This window comes from Vulgatibacter incomptus, assembly GCF_001263175.1.
Classification (GTDB): Bacteria; Myxococcota; Myxococcia; order Myxococcales; family Vulgatibacteraceae; genus Vulgatibacter; species Vulgatibacter incomptus.
Genome location: NZ_CP012332.1, coordinates 751,906 through 764,809 on the forward strand (window position 1 = coordinate 751,906; position 12,904 = coordinate 764,809).

Here is a 12,904-nt window from a genome sequence, read left to right on the forward strand (position 1 = left end):
CCGCGAGGGATCTCAACCATGAGGAGGGTGAGCGACCTCGCGATCTCGGACTACGGCATGATCTCGGACTGCCGCTCGGCCGCCCTGGTGAGCCGCGGCGGCTCGATCGACTGGCTCTGCGTCCCGCGCTTCGACTCGCCCTCGCTCTTCGGCCGCTTGCTGGACGGCGATGCGGGGCATTGGTCGATCCGGCCGGAGGGCGAAGCCTCCAGCTCGCGGAAGTACTGGAAAGGTGCGCTCGTGCTCGAGACGACCTTCCGTACGTCGAAGGGCGTCCTCGTCCTCGAGGACGTGATGGCGATCGACCTGAAGTCCGACCATCACACGCTTCGCACCGACGCGCCCCGGGCGATCCTGCGGCGGCTGCGCTGCGAGGACGGGGAGGTGCCGATCGCCGCGAGCTTCTGTCCGCGGCCGGAGTTCGGCCTGGTCACTCCGCTCCTTCGCAAGGCGCCAGGCGGGATCGTGGGCACGGGCGGCTCCGAGCTCTTTTTCCTCTCGTCGGACGTGCCCTGCGAGGTCGATCGCTCGGTCGCCACCGGGCGGTTCGTGCTGAAGCGCGGCGAGCGGACGTCGTTCGCCCTCCAGTGGGCCTCGAGCTGGGAGGCGGCTCCCGGCCCGCTCGATCAGGAGGAGATCGACGGCCTCTTCGACGAGGCGGTCGAGAGCTGGCTCGACTGGGCCAGGCAACACCAGGCGTACCAGGGGCCGTGGAAGGATCTCGTGGACCGGAGCGGGCAGATCCTCGAGGGCCTCACATTCCGACCGACCGGCGCGGTGATCGCGGCCGCCACGACCTCGCTCCCGGAGCGCGTGGGCGGCGTCCGCAATTGGGACTACCGCTACTCCTGGATTCGCGACGCCAGCCTCACGCTGCAGGCGCTCTGGGTGGCCGCGTGCCCGACGGAAGCCCATCGATATTTCGAGTTCCTGGCGGGCTCGGCGCTCTCGCAGATCGGCGACGGCGCGCAGATGCAGATCATGTACGGCGTCGGAGGCGAGCACGACCTCTCGGAGCGGGAGGTCCCGCGGCTCTCGGGTTGGCGGGGGAGCCGTCCGGTCCGGGTCGGAAATGCTGCGTGGAACCAGCTGCAACTGGACGTGTACGGCGAGATCCTCGGCGCCGCCTGGATCCTGCGCGACCAGCACGACGTCCTGAACCCGCTGAATCGGCAGTTCCTGGTTCGCGCCGTGGACGCCGCCGCCTCGCGCTGGAAGGAGCGGGACAACGGCATCTGGGAGCTGCGAGGCGAGCCGCGACACTTCCTCTACTCGAAGCTGATGTGCTGGTCCGCCCTCGACCGGGGCGTCGCCATGGCCGAGGCGATCGGCGCCGAGGACCAGGTGCCGCGCTGGGAGCGGGTGCGCGAGGAGATCGGCGCGGCAATCCTCGAGGAGGGGTGGTCGGAAAAGGCCGGCGCGTTCACGCAATCCTTCGGCTCCGACGCCCTCGACGCGTCGACGCTGCGGATCCCGAGCGTGGGCCTGCTCCCCGCGTCCGATCCTCGGATGCGCTCGACCATCGAGGCGATCGCCACGCACCTCGTCGACCGCCGGGGTCTCGTCTATCGGTACCGGGCGGAGGATGGGCTGCCTGGCGACGAGGGCACCTTCCTCCTCTGCACCTTCTGGCTGGCCCAGGCCTGGGCCCTCGCCGGCCAGCTCGATCGGGCCCGAGAGGTCTTCGAGCTGGCGGCGGGCTACGTGAACGACCTCGGCCTCCTGGCGGAAGAGGTCGACCCGGAGACGGAAGAGCTCTTGGGCAACTTCCCGCAGGCGTTCAGCCACATCGGCCTGATCAACGCCGCGTGGGCCATCTCCTCGTTGGAGAAGGCCCAGCGGGAAGGGCGGCCGATGGTGGTGCCCGACTGGACATAGGAGCCTATTGCGGTAACGCTGCCTACTGCGGCGAACGATCCAGGGGCTGCGGACGACGTGCTCCCTCTTCGCTCCTGCGGCGTAGCTACGGCTACGCCTCGTCGCTCATCGGTGCGCGCGCCGCCCTCGCTCCCCGTCTCCTTCGCCTCGCTACGGCCGTTACCGCAACAGGCTCCTCTCAACCCGCCGGCGGCGTCGGCTGGGAGGCCTGGAGGGTCGAGCGCGCCTCGTCGTACTTCTTCTGCGCCTCGGCGACCCGCTCCTGGGACTTCGAATACTCGGCCTTGAGCGCGAGCTCGTCGCTCCGCTTCTGGGCCTCGGTCGCCTGGAAGTTCGCCCGGTGCATGTTCTTCACCCGGGTGTCTCCATTTGCCACGAGCGCATCGTACTCGGCGAGCTCGGTCTTCGAGTGCTCCGTGTCGACGTGGGCCGAGGCGAGCTTCTCGTGGGCGTTGGCCTCTTCGACCTTGGCCTGCGCGAGCTCGACCCGCGAGTCCGACACGCTCTTCATCTCGTTCGCGCGGTCCACGTTGTCCCGGGACTGCTGCAGGAGCGCGGCGTTGCCGGACTTCTGCGCAGCCTTCGCCTTGGATTCGGCGGCGGCGACGCCGGCCTTGGCCTTCTCCTGATGGGCCTTCGTCACCTTGAGCATGTTCTGGGCGTCGGTCTGCTCCGACCTCGCCCGGACGAGCTCGTCCCGGGCCTTCCGCTCGCCCGCCCGGGCCTCCTCGACCCCCTGCAGCTCCCCCTCGGGTACGCGGGCCAGCCACTGCTCGTTGATGGTGCCGGCCGACGCGGTGGTGCCGCCATGGCTGCATGCCGAGCCCGACCCGAGAGCGGTGAGCGCGGCTGCCACGACCAAGGTGCTCGTTTTCATTTCGTCTCCCCTCCGGCCCCGTGCTCACGCGGGCTCTGGCGGATCGTCGCCATCGGCACGGGCGGTCGCAAGGGAACCACCCCCTCGGTTGCAGGTGACTGGAATCGTCCCGGCGCTTGCGATGGCTGTTTTTCGTGCCCAGCGTCTGCTGGTACCCGAACGAGCGTCACGGAAAGGGAGGCGCGGCACTTGACTGCGGGAGAGCCTCGCGAGCCGGACGCGAGCAAACGCAGAGGGGATCCGACGATCGATCGCCTGGAGGTCTCCGCGTACCGGATCCCCACCGACCAGCCGGAGTCGGACGGGACCCTCGCGTGGGATTCGACGACCCTCGTGCTGGTGGAGGTGGAGGGCGGAGGGCGCCGCGGGCTCGGCTATTCCTACACGAGCCAGGTGGCCGCAGGCCTGATCCGCAGCTTCCTCGCGCCGCTCGTCCTGGGCCAGTCGGCGATGGAGCCGTCTCGGATCGGTTACCGGCTCTTCGACTCGGTGCGAAACATGGGCCAGCACGGCGTCACGGCCCACGCGATCTCGGCCGTTGACGTCGCCCTCTGGGATCTCGAGGCGAGGCTCCTCTCCCTTCCCCTCGCGACCCTCCTGGGAAAGGCACGGAGCTCCGTGCCGATCTACGGGAGCGGCGGCTTCACCTCGTACTCGGAGCAGCGGCTCGTGGAGCAGCTCGGCGGCTGGGTGAACGAGGGCATGGCGGCGGTGAAGATGAAGATCGGCCGGGATCCCGGGGCCGACCCGCACCGGATTCGCACCACCAGGCGCGAGATCGGCGACGACGTCGAGCTCTACGTGGACGCCAACGGCGCCCTCCATCCCCGCGAGGCGGTTGAGCTCGCCGGGGACCTCGCCGAGAGCAGCGTCTCGTGGTTCGAGGAGCCGGTGTCGTCGGAGGATCGCCACGGGCTGCGCTTCGTTCGCGACCACGCGCCAGCGGGCGTGCGGATCGTCGCCGGCGAGTACTCGTCCAGGCCGATCGACTCCCTACGCCTCCTGGAGGATCACGCGGTAGACGTGCTCCAGGCCGACGCGACCCGCTGCGGCGGAATCACGGGCTTCCTGCGGGCCGGCGCGCTCTGCGAGGCGTTCCAGGTGCCGCTCTCCTCGCACTGCGCGCCGTCCATCCACGCGCACGCCTGCTGCGCCGTCACCTGTGCGATCGAGCCCCTCGAGTACTTCCATGATCACGTTCGCATCGAGCACCTCGTCTTCGACGGCGCCCTCAAGCCGTCGGGAGGGGAGCTGCGTCCGGACGATCGGGCGCCGGGCCTCGGGCTCTCGCCGAGGCGCGGCGAGCTTGAGAAATATCGGATCGAGTGAAGGAGAGAGGTGAGGAGATGGCACAGACCACCGCGGACTTCATCGTGGGACGCATCGCGGAGTGGGGGGTCAAGCGCATCTATGGCTACCCGGGCGACGGCATCAACGGGATGTTGATCGCGCTCGCGAAGGCGAGGGACACGGTCGACTTCGTGCAGGTGCGGCACGAGGAGATGGCCGCATTCATGGCCTGCGGACACGCCAAGTTCACGGGCGAGGTGGGTGTCTGCATCGCGACCTCCGGCCCCGGCGCCATCCACCTGCTCAACGGTCTCTACGACGCCAAGCTGGATCACCAGCCCGTGGTGGCGATCGTGGGCCAGACCGCCCGCGCCGCGATGGGCGGCCACTACCAGCAGGAGGTGGACCTCGTCAGCCTCTTCAAGGACGTGGCGGGAGAGTACGTGCACATGGCGACGACGCCGACCCAGGTGCGCCACCTCATCGACCGCGCCTTCCGGATCGCCAAGGCCCAGCGCACGGTGACCTGCGTGATCCTCCCGAACGACCTGCAGGAGCTGCCGGCGGAGCCGGTGCCGCCGCACATGCACTCGACGGTCCACTCGAGCTCGAGCTTCTCGGTGCCGGTGGTGGTCCCGATGGAGCAGGATCTCCGCCGTGCCGCCGACATCCTGAACGCGGGCAAGAAGGTCGCGATGCTCGTGGGCGCTGGTGCGAAGGGCGCCACGGAGGAGGTGCTCGCCGTGGCGGACCTGCTCGGCGCGGGCATCGCCAAGGCGCTCCTCGGAAAGGCGGTAGTGCCCGACGACGCGCCTGGTGTCACGGGTGCCATCGGGCTCCTCGGCACCAAGCCGAGCTGGGACATGATGAAGGGCTGCGACACCCTGCTGATGGTGGGTACCAGCTTCCCTTACCCGGAGTTCCTGCCCGAGGAGGGCCAGGCCCGCGGGATCCAGATCGATATCGACGGGAGGATGCTGGCCATCCGCTATCCGATGGAGATCGCGCTCTGCGGCGACGCCCGCGAGACCCTGCGTCTGCTGAAGCCCTACCTGGAGAAGAAGACCGATCGCTCGTGGAGGGACGGCCTCGTCAAGTCGATGGCCGAGTGGCGGGCGACCCTGGCCGGGCGGGCGAAGGAGCCGGCCAAGCCGCTCAACCCGCAGCTCGTCTTCCACGAGCTCTCGCCGCGCCTGCCGAGCGGGGCGATCATCACCAGCGACTCCGGCTCGTCGGCGAACTGGTTCGCGCGGCACCTGGACATGCGCCCGGGGATGATGGCCTCGCTCTCGGGCAACCTCGCCACCATGGGGCCCGGCGTCCCCTACGCCATCGCGGCGAAGATGGAGCACTCGGGCAAGCCCGTGATCGCGTTGGTGGGCGACGGCGCGATGCAGATGAACGGGATGAACGAGCTCCTGACGGTGGCGAAGTACTGGCACCGCTGGAAGACGCCGACCTTCGTGGTCCTGGTCCTCAACAACCGGGACCTGAATCAGGTCACGTGGGAGCTCCGGGTCGAGGCGGGCAATCCGAAGATCCCCGCCACCCAGGAGATCCCGGACTTCCCCTTCGCCTCGTACGCGGAGTCCATCGGGCTGCAGGGGATCCGCGTGGACTCGCCGGATCGGGTGGCCTGGGCGTGGGAGACGGCGCTCTCCGCAGACAAGCCCACGCTCATCGAGGCGGTGGTGGATCCCGAGGTGCCGCCGCTGCCCCCGCACATCACCTACGACCAGGCGAAGAAGTTCGCGAGCGCCGTGTGGAAGAACGATCCGAACATGGGCCACATGATCGGTCAGGTCTTCCGCGACTGGTACGGGGGCAAGCGCGGCGCGTAGCGGCCCGCGCTCCCTGCAACCTCTCCGACGGAGGACGCCCATGGAGACGATCCCTTTTCCCCTGCGACCGACGAGAGGGCACCCCGCCCTGGACCCGCTTGCGCTGGAGAGCGACCTGCGCGCGGCGGTGGAGGGGGAGGTCCGCTTCGACGACACCAGCCGGGCGCTCTACGCCACCGACTCGTCCAACTACCGCCACACGCCGATCGGCGTGGTCGTGCCCCGCACGCTGGACGACGTGGTCGCGACGGTGGCGCTCTGCCGCGCACACGGCGCGCCGCTGCTCTCACGCGGCGGCGGCACGAGCCTCGCGGGACAGTGCTGCAACGTCGCCGTGGTGATCGACTGGACCAAGCACCTGGGCCGGATCGAGGCGATCGATCCGGTGGGCCGCACCGCCACCGTGCTCCCGGGCACGATCCTCGACCACCTCCGCAAGGAGGCCACCCAGGCCTACCAGCTCACTCTCGGCCCCGATCCCTCCACCCACGACCGCTGCTCGATCGGCGGCATGATCGGCAACGACTCCTGCGGCATGCATGCGCAGATGGCCGGCAGGATGGCGGAGAACGTCGAGTCGATGGAGATCCTCACCTACGACGGACTCCGGATGTGGGTGGGCAAGACGAACGACGAGGAGCTCAACGCGATCATCGAGGCAGGCGGGCGCCGCGGCGAGATCTACGCGGCGCTCCGCGACCTCCGGGACAAGTACGCCGACGACATCCGCGGACGCTATCCGCACATCCCGCGGCGCGTCTCCGGATACAACCTCGACTCGCTCCTGGCCGAGCACGGCTTCGACGTGGCCCGCGCGCTGGTCGGCAGCGAGGGGACCTGCGCGACCATCCTCCGGGCCAAGGTCCGCCTCGTCTACAGCCCACCGCACCGCGCGCTCCTCGTGGTCGGATATCCGGACATCTTCGAGGCGGCAGACCGGGTCGCGGAGATTGATAAATTCAAGCCGCTGGCCCTCGAGGGAATGGACGACGGCCTCCTCGAGAGGGCTCGCCGCAAGAAGCTCCACGTGGACTTCCTCGAAGAGCTGCCGGAGGGCGGCGGGCTCCTGGTGGCGGAGTTCGGCGGCGAGACCGCCGAGGAGGCCGCGGATCGCGCCCGCGAGGTCCGGGAGATCCTCAAGCGCGAGAAGGGGCTGGTCTCGTCCAAGGTCTTCGACGATCCGGTGCACCAGGCGCACATCTGGGCGGTCCGTGAATCGGGCCTCGGCGCCACCGCGCGGGTGCCGGGGATGCCCGACACCTGGGAGGGCTGGGAGGACTCGGCCGTGCCTCCCGAGAGGCTCGGCGACTACCTCCGCGACTTTCGCAGGCTCCTCGATCGACACGGCTACGACGCCGCGCTCTACGGGCACTTCGGCCAGGGGTGTCTCCACTGCCGCATCGACTTCGATTTCCAGACCGAGGAGGGACGGGCCCGCTATCGCGTCTTCATGGAGGACGCCACGGACCTCGTGGTCTCCTACGGCGGCTCCCTCTCGGGCGAGCACGGCGACGGCCAGTCCCGGGCGGAGTTCCTCCCGAAGATGTTCGGCAAGGAGCTCGTGGAGGCCTTTCGCGAGTTCAAGGGGATCTGGGATCCGGAAGGAAAGATGAACCCCGGAAAGATCGTGGATCCGCGGCGGGTCGACCAGGATCTGCGGATCGTTACGCCGCGCTGGCTGCCGACCACCCACTTCCAGTTCCCGGAGGACGAAGGGAAGCTCGAGCGGGCCGCGCTCCGCTGCGTGGGCGTGGGCCTGTGCCGGCGCCACGAGGGCGGGGTGATGTGCCCGAGCTACATGGCCACGAGGGAGGAGATGCACTCCACCAGGGGCCGGGCCCACCTGCTCTTCGAGATGCTGCAGGGCCAGACGCTGCAGCGGAGCTGGCGCGACGAGGGCGTGAAGGAGTCCCTCGACCTCTGCCTCGCCTGCAAGGGCTGCAAGGGCGAGTGCCCGGTGCACGTGGACGTTGCCACCTTCAAGGCCGAGTTCCTCTCGCACTACTACGAGGGCAGGCCGAAGCCGCGCCTCGCCTACGCCATGGGCCTCTCGATGTATTGGATGAGGCTCGCGCGGCTGGCGCCGTGGCTCGTGAACGCCCTCACGCAGCAGCGGGCGCTGCGGGCGGTCTTCGGCGGGATCGCCGGAGTGGATCCGCGGCGGAAGATCCCTACGCTCGCGCCACGCTCGTTCACGAGCTGGGTGCGAAGCCGACCTCGTCGCAGGAAGGCGGCGGTCCCGTCCCCGAAGCAGGTGGTCCTCTTTCCCGACACCTGGAACAACACCTTTCACCCCGAGAGCCAGGTGGCGGCCACCGAGTTCCTGGAGGAGGCCGGATACGACGTCATCGTTCCGAGGGGCTTCGTCTGCTGTGGCAGACCCCTCTACGACTTCGGCATGCTCGACACGGCCAAGCGCATGCTGCGTCGGACCATCGATCGGCTCCGTCCGTACGTGGAAGAGGGGATCCCGATCGTCGCCCTCGAGCCGAGCTGTGCCTCGGTCTTCCGCGACGAGCTCCGCAACCTCTTCCCCAAGGACGACGAGGCGATGCGCCTCTCCGAGCAGTTCTCGACCTTCTCGCAGTTCGTTGCGCGCGAGAAGCTCGAGGTGCCGGAGCTGAAGATGGAGGCGATCGTCCAGCCCCATTGCCACGAGCAGGCCCTCGAGAAGCTCGAGGGAGAGCGGGCGGTCCTGGAGCGGATGGGCATGAGCTACCGCGTGCCCGACTCAGGCTGCTGCGGGATGGCGGGCGCGTTCGGCTACGAGGCCGGGCGAAAGTTCGACGTGTCCATGGCCTGTGGCGAGCGCGTGATCCTGCCGGATATTCGCCAGCTCGACCGCCGTGCGTTCGTGGTCGCCGACGGCTTCTCCTGCCGCACGCAGATCGAGGACGCCACGGATCGCAGGAGCCTGCACCTGGCGGAGGTGCTCCGCTTCGCCCAGCGGCACGGACCGTCGGGCACCGCGGCGGCCTACCCCGAGCGGATCGCGGAGAACGAGCGCACCTCCCTGGGTGCGCCCCTCGGCCGCCGCCTCGCGATCGCGGGCGCGGTCGGCGGGATCGCGCTCCTCGCGCTCCGCGGCGCGTGGCGCGGCGCAGCGAGGGCGTGAGCGTTTCCCGCGGGCCCTCGAGCCCGCGCGCCTGATCCCCGCGTTGCCCTGCGCTGCTGCTCAGGGATGCGCCGCAGCCTCCTCCCACACGCGGTTGGTGACGCACTGCTGGACATATGCGAGATGCTTCTGCTCGTCGCGGAAGTTGTGCTCCACCAGCGAGCGGAGGTCCGGGGTGAAGTCCTCCTTCGCCGCCTTGGCGTAGACGGAGTTCATGTGCGTCTCGTTGGCCTGCATGGCCCGGATTGCACCTTCGTTCCCGGTCTTGGCGCGGATGTTGGTGAGCTGTTTCACGAAGAAGCCCTTCGCGGAGCCGCGCTCTGGCGCCTTCCCTCCCAACGCCTGGACCGCCGCCGAGAGCTTGGTCACGTGGTTCCGATGGTCGTTCTGGAACTCCCGGAGCTTCGCCCGGACGGGCTCGAGGCTGATCTCCTGGATGGCCTCGTCGTAGGAGCCGATCGCATCCAGGTCGAGCTTGATCAGCTCGTTGAGCTGCTCGATCATCTTGTTCTTCATCATCACCATGGTCGTCCTCCGAAAATCGAGACAGGTGTCGCCACGCGCCGGGCCGGGCGCCTCGCGCAGCGGTCATGATCGTAGGGTGACCGCGGGCCCCTGGCCGCGATGGGCACGGGGCCGTTCGGGGGGCCGCCGCATGCGCTCCGACACTCGGCAGGCCCGGCGCTCCCGAGCGTCCGCCCCCGAAAGGCTCAATCGTCCTCGTCCTTCACGCGATCGTCTGCGTCGGATCTCTCCCGCGCTTTGTCCTTCGGCTTCTGTTTCGACTTCGGGTGGCGGAAGAGGAACGTGACTCTTCCGTCCTTCTCGAGGAAGGCCCAGGAGACGTCGGAGATGTCCTGTCGACCGGTGGTGCGCAGCTGCGCGAGCAGGTCGTCGAGGCTGAGCTTGGCCTCGGCGAGGCCTTTCGCCATCGGGTGGCCGTCCCGGATCAGGACCAGGCGCCGGCCCTGGATCACGTGGGACCACCAGAGGCTTCGCCGGGACAGAGCGTCGAGGAGCTGGTCCAGACCAAAGATGGTGGCCAGGCCGACGAATGCGGTGGTCAGGCTGTTGTCGTCCACCACGATGCTCCGGCGAACCGCGACGGTCACCAGGAAGAGCACGATGATGTCGGAGACGGAGTAGCGGGCGAGCTCCCGGCGAGGGACGACCCGAAAGAGGGCGATCAGGAAGAGGTAGACGATCGATGCGCGAAGCGCGACCTCCCAAGGAGGGATCGTTGGCTGCCACATCCCGTGCCACGAGAAAGGACGCACGGAGGAGGAGTGCCCACACCGGCCCGGGACGGCAAGGAAGCAGGGAGGCCGTTCCCAGTTGGCCGCCAGAAGGCGGAGCTTGACGAGGCCCCCCCGTCCGGGGGACGACGGAACATGCCCATTCGACAGGACGGCGAGCTTCGTCGTGGCCGGACGATCCGGATCCTCATGGCGGGATCCGCTCTGGCGTTCCTCCTTTGCGCGGGATGTGCCTCGGTGAAGCCGGTGCCGATGTCCTCGCCGCGCGAGGACGTGGTCTCCCTGCGCTTCGATTGGGCCCCGGGGGAGGCGGCGCAGGTCGAGGTGAGCCGCTCGCTGCAGGGATCCGAGGGCAGGGACGAGCTGGTCTTGCGCTACGGACTCCAGGTCGAGTCCGGCGGCGACGGCGGGCTCCGCGTCCAGCGCAAGAACGTGAAGATCGACGCGATGCCCACGCTTCGGGATCCGCGGCTCGCGGAGATGATCGCCAAGGAGCTCGCCCAGCCCGATTGGCGGGTGAACTCCCTCGGAAACCTGGTGGGGATCGACGAGCCCACGCGGGCCCAGGCCACGGCGGCCTCGCTCCTGGGGCGCCTGGCGAAGACGGGGGAGATCCCCGAGGCGCTCCGGGGAAGGCTCCTGGGCCTCTTCGGCGACGAGGGGCTGCGGCGGCGCGCCGCTGGCGACTGGGACGAGCTGGTGGGCCTATGGGCCGGCGGCGACCTCGAGGTCGGGCGCGTCTACCAGCTCCGGGATCGGCTCGCGATCGACGGGCTGGGCGGAATCGGCCTCGAGATGCTCTACGAGATCGTGCTGACCGGCCGGGTCCCCTGCGCCGCGGGAGAGCGGCCCGACGGCTGCGTGCAGCTCGAGATCACCGCGTCGCCCGAGCCCGACCAGCGCGGGCGCCTCCTGGCCTTCATCTCCACGATCTTTCCGTTCCCCGCGAGGGCCATCGAGATCGAGGAGCGGGTCACGCTGGTGACGGAGGCCTCGGGCCTCCGGCCTCGTCGGCTCCACGCCAGGCACTCGCTGATCGTGCCCTTCCTGGCGGAGGGGGAGGGAGGCGCGCCCGCTCCGTTCGAGCAGATCGAGGAGCGGCAGGTCTCGTTTGCTTGGAGTAGACCCCAAGCAGACTGACGTCAGTGTGCGTCGCTGGGCTCGACGGGCTTGCCGCAGCTTCGGCAGAAGCGGGCGTCCGTCGGGAGGGGTTCACCGCAGCTCGAACAGGTCTGCTCGGCGGTTGCCGCGGAGCGCGAGTGCTCCTTTGCACCGCCTTCGCCTTCGTGCGGCGAAGGGAGGAGTGGCTTCTCGCCGGCGCCCTCTTCCTCCATTCCTCGGGCGATCCGGTTGTACTCGCCAAAGAAGTAGATGGCCTGGAACACCAAGGCCACGATGCCGAGCAGCACCCAGACCGTGAGCGTGCCGACCACCCAGAGGACCACGTGGGTTCCCTTGGAGTGGAACCTTCGGGTCGGCACCTCGTACCGCTCCGCAGCCTCGTCGCGGAGGTCGATCGCCTCGTTCAGGGCGAGGGCGCCGAAGACGAGCGCCGCCGGGAAGAAGAGGAAGCTGGAGACGACGTAGGCCCAGAAGAAACCCGAGAAGCTCGAGGTGCGCCCCGCGAGCCACTCGTAGGCCTTGGTCGCCTTGTAGAAGCGATAGATCGCGTAGATCCCGAGGGTGACGATCGAGAGGAGTACGAAGGACCAGGTCGAGACCGGCTCGAGGAGCGGACCCCCCTGCTCCCGGGGCGGAGGCTGGGGCGGCTGTCCCGACGGCTTCTTCGGTCGCGGTGTTGGCTCCTCGGCCTTCGCCTCCTTCTCCTCTTTCGGCTCCCCCGGCGGTGGGGGACCCATCCCCGGCGGCGCTCGCGCCGGCTCCGGTGGCTCCATCGGCGGCTCGGTCTCACTCATGGCGACTCCTCCGGGTTCGCTCCGCGCGGGTTTGGCATCCAACTATGGATCGTGACGCCGAGCCCCTCGAGGCAACCCCGTATGGGGAGATCCTGCGGGAGTGGCCGGCCATGCGCATGCTCGACGGGAGCGTCGACCCAAGGAGGGAGCATGGAACCGGCCGCTTCGCGACCGCAGATGGCGTGGTCCAATCTGCCTGGGCGGGTGACCGAGCAGCCGAAGCGCTTCCTGGCCTGCATCGCCGCCGGGCAGCTCGCGGGCCTGGCCTTCCTGGGCTTCCTGGTGCTCGTCTATCTGGCCTTCGAGTCCGAGCGGCCGTTCGAATGGCCGGTGCGCGTCGTCGCGGGCTTTCTCCTGGGAGAGAAGGCGCTCGAGGCGCCGGATGGACTCACCTACGCCCTGGGGATCGGCGTCAACCAGCTCATCCCCGCGCTCTTCTGGTCGGCGGTCTACGCCTGGTTCGTGATGAGCCCGCGCTTCCCCACCCGGAATTCGACCTGTATCGCGCTCGGCCTCGGTATCGGCGTCCTCGCGATCGCGGTCGATGTCTACTTCATCCTGCCGCCCGGGATGACGGTGCTCCACGATCAGGACTTCTGGTGGGAGCACATCCGCCGGAGCTGGGATTGGATCGCCCACGGCGTCTACGGGCTGGCGATGGGCTACTTCTTCACGGTGCTGCAGCCGAGGATCGAGAAGGTCCGCCCGTCGGTCCGCATCGATATCTGAGC

Annotated in this window: 10 protein-coding genes; 6 read left to right on the top strand and 4 right to left on the bottom strand. The window is 69.1% G+C overall.

The genetic code is table 11. The annotated features are described in order from the left end of the window. Nucleotides 1–18: 18 nt before the first annotated feature. Nucleotides 19–1,878 carry a glycoside hydrolase family 15 protein gene (locus AKJ08_RS03045; protein ID WP_205624765.1) on the top strand — a complete coding sequence of 620 codons (1,860 nt, stop codon included), beginning with the start codon at nucleotides 19–21 and terminating at the stop codon, nucleotides 1,876–1,878. Nucleotides 1,879–2,056: 178 nt separating this feature from the next. Here AKJ08_RS03045 and AKJ08_RS03050 read toward each other — a convergent pair whose 3' ends face one another. Further along, nucleotides 2,057–2,755, bottom strand: a complete 699-nt coding sequence (locus AKJ08_RS03050; protein WP_169788714.1) for a hypothetical protein — start codon at nucleotides 2,753–2,755, stop codon at nucleotides 2,057–2,059. A gap of 189 nt (nucleotides 2,756–2,944) precedes the next feature. Here AKJ08_RS03050 and AKJ08_RS03055 point away from each other — a divergent pair, with 189 nt between their 5' ends. The 3 genes from AKJ08_RS03055 to AKJ08_RS03065 are packed head-to-tail and all read left to right on the top strand — an operon-like array spanning nucleotide 2,945 to nucleotide 9,001. Continuing rightward, the gene (locus tag AKJ08_RS03055) at nucleotides 2,945–4,084 is read left to right on the top strand and encodes an enolase C-terminal domain-like protein (RefSeq protein WP_240475422.1); all 1,140 of its coding nucleotides are present in this window, start codon (nucleotides 2,945–2,947) and stop codon (nucleotides 4,082–4,084) included. A 17-nt stretch (nucleotides 4,085–4,101) separates the two neighbouring features. Then, nucleotides 4,102–5,886 (top strand): thiamine pyrophosphate-requiring protein, encoded by a 1,785-nt coding sequence (locus AKJ08_RS03060; protein WP_050724710.1) that lies wholly within the window; start codon nucleotides 4,102–4,104, stop codon nucleotides 5,884–5,886. Nucleotides 5,887–5,926: 40 nt separating this feature from the next. Further along, nucleotides 5,927–9,001: an FAD-binding and (Fe-S)-binding domain-containing protein gene (locus AKJ08_RS03065; RefSeq protein ID WP_050724711.1), complete on the top strand. Its 3,075-nt coding sequence runs from the start codon at nucleotides 5,927–5,929 to the stop codon at nucleotides 8,999–9,001. Between the two features lie 60 nt (nucleotides 9,002–9,061). Here the strand turns inward: AKJ08_RS03065 and AKJ08_RS03070 are convergent, their stop codons facing one another. Continuing rightward, on the bottom strand, nucleotides 9,062–9,526 hold the full coding sequence (locus tag AKJ08_RS03070; RefSeq protein WP_050724712.1) for a PA2169 family four-helix-bundle protein: 465 nt from the start codon (nucleotides 9,524–9,526) through the stop codon (nucleotides 9,062–9,064). Nucleotides 9,527–9,711: 185 nt separating this feature from the next. Further along, entirely contained in the window at nucleotides 9,712–10,254 is a 543-nt protein-coding gene (locus tag AKJ08_RS03075; protein WP_050724713.1) for a DUF421 domain-containing protein, read from the bottom strand. 138 nt (nucleotides 10,255–10,392) lie between these two features. Between AKJ08_RS03075 and AKJ08_RS03080 the strand changes: the two genes are divergently transcribed. After that, entirely contained in the window at nucleotides 10,393–11,397 is a 1,005-nt protein-coding gene (locus AKJ08_RS03080) for a hypothetical protein (protein WP_050724714.1), read from the top strand. Between the two features lie 2 nt (nucleotides 11,398–11,399). Here the strand turns inward: AKJ08_RS03080 and AKJ08_RS03085 are convergent, their stop codons facing one another. Further along, complete coding sequence (locus tag AKJ08_RS03085; RefSeq protein ID WP_157370440.1) at nucleotides 11,400–12,173, bottom strand: zinc-ribbon domain-containing protein; 774 nt, start codon at nucleotides 12,171–12,173, stop codon at nucleotides 11,400–11,402. A 150-nt stretch (nucleotides 12,174–12,323) separates the two neighbouring features. On the opposite strand from AKJ08_RS03085, the gene AKJ08_RS03090 reads away from it, so the two are divergent. Then, nucleotides 12,324–12,902, top strand: a complete 579-nt coding sequence (locus AKJ08_RS03090) for a hypothetical protein (RefSeq protein WP_157370441.1) — start codon at nucleotides 12,324–12,326, stop codon at nucleotides 12,900–12,902. Nucleotides 12,903–12,904: the final 2 nt, after the last annotated feature.

What these genes read in the sequence shown, in the direction of transcription:
- AKJ08_RS03080 (WP_050724714.1), top strand. Translation starts at nt 10,393, where the DNA reads ATGCCCATTCGACAGGACGGCGAGCTTCGTCGTGGCCGGACGATCCGG.
- AKJ08_RS03070 (WP_050724712.1), bottom strand. Translation starts at nt 9,526, where the DNA reads ATGGTGATGATGAAGAACAAGATGATCGAGCAGCTCAACGAGCTGATC.
- AKJ08_RS03050 (WP_169788714.1), bottom strand. Translation starts at nt 2,755, where the DNA reads ATGAAAACGAGCACCTTGGTCGTGGCAGCCGCGCTCACCGCTCTCGGG.
- AKJ08_RS03075 (WP_050724713.1), bottom strand. Translation starts at nt 10,254, where the DNA reads ATGTGGCAGCCAACGATCCCTCCTTGGGAGGTCGCGCTTCGCGCATCG.
- AKJ08_RS03085 (WP_157370440.1), bottom strand. Translation starts at nt 12,173, where the DNA reads ATGAGTGAGACCGAGCCGCCGATGGAGCCACCGGAGCCGGCGCGAGCG.
- AKJ08_RS03090 (WP_157370441.1), top strand. Translation starts at nt 12,324, where the DNA reads ATGGAACCGGCCGCTTCGCGACCGCAGATGGCGTGGTCCAATCTGCCT.
- AKJ08_RS03045 (WP_205624765.1), top strand. Translation starts at nt 19, where the DNA reads ATGAGGAGGGTGAGCGACCTCGCGATCTCGGACTACGGCATGATCTCG.
- AKJ08_RS03065 (WP_050724711.1), top strand. Translation starts at nt 5,927, where the DNA reads ATGGAGACGATCCCTTTTCCCCTGCGACCGACGAGAGGGCACCCCGCC.
- AKJ08_RS03060 (WP_050724710.1), top strand. Translation starts at nt 4,102, where the DNA reads ATGGCACAGACCACCGCGGACTTCATCGTGGGACGCATCGCGGAGTGG.